General features: G+C 64.5%; 1 protein-coding gene. It reads right to left on the bottom strand.

Features of this window, described 5'->3' with window-relative positions:
• Positions 1–1,010, bottom strand: a 1,010-nt coding sequence (locus OP496_RS18005; RefSeq protein ID WP_280565326.1) for an Ig-like domain-containing protein, incomplete at both ends; no start/stop codon positions are given.

The following is a 1,010-nucleotide window of genomic DNA, read 5'->3' on the forward strand; positions in this document are numbered from 1 at the left end:
GGCACGTTCGGTGCCGTCTCGTCGATGGTCAGCGTGAAGGTCTCACTGGCATCAGAGGTATTGCCGGCGGCGTCGGTGGCTTCGGCGGTGAAGCTGTATGAACTACCATCTGTCAGCTCGTCCGGCGTGAAGCTCCAGTTGCCTTGATCATCGGCGTCAGTGGTGCCCAGCGAGGTGTCGTTCTGGAAGACCTCAACCGTGCTGCCCGCTTCGGCCGTGCCGGTCAGTGTCGGCGTGAGATCGTTGGTGCTGTCGCCGTCGGCCAGATCATCGGTCAGCGGCTCAACATCGTCCGTCGCATTGGCGATGACCGGTGCAGCGGGCGCGGTGGCATCCACGGTCTGCGTGGTCGGCTCACTCTCATTACCCGCCGCATCGGTCGCGGTGGCCGAGACCTGGGTATCGTCAGCGAGTACGGTCTCTGGCGTCACGCTCCAGTTGCCATCGCCGTCAGCAGTGGCGGTTTCATCCACCTCGCCATCACCATTGGTGTCGATATTGACGGTGCTGCCCGCTTCAGCGGTGCCGGTAAGCTCGGTGCCATCGGTCGGATCGATGGTGGGCGCGTCCGGTGCTGTCTCGTCGATGGTCAGCGTGAAGGCATCGCTAGCCGGCGACGTATTGCCGGCGGCGTCGGTAGCCGTGGCGGTGAAGCTGACCCCCGCTTCAGCCAGCTCGTCTGGTGTGAAGTTCCAGTTGCCTTGATCATTGACCTCAGTGGTGCCCAGCGAAGTGTCGCCCTGGAAGACTTCGACCGTGCTGCCCGCTTCGGCACGGCCGGTCAGTGTCGGCGTGGTGTCGTTGGTGCTGTCGCCATCGGCCAGATCATCAGTCAGCGGCTCAACATCGTCCGAGGCGCTGGCAATTGTCGGGGCATCCGGTGCCGCCGCATCCACAGCCTGCGTGGTCGGCTCACTCTTGTTGCCCGCCGCATCGGTCGCGGTGGCCGAGACCTGGGTATCGTCAGCGAGTACGGGCTCTGGCGTCACGCTCCAGTTGCCATCGCCGTC

This window comes from Chromohalobacter sp. 48-RD10, assembly GCF_029889785.1.
GTDB lineage: Bacteria > Pseudomonadota > Gammaproteobacteria > Pseudomonadales > Halomonadaceae > Chromohalobacter.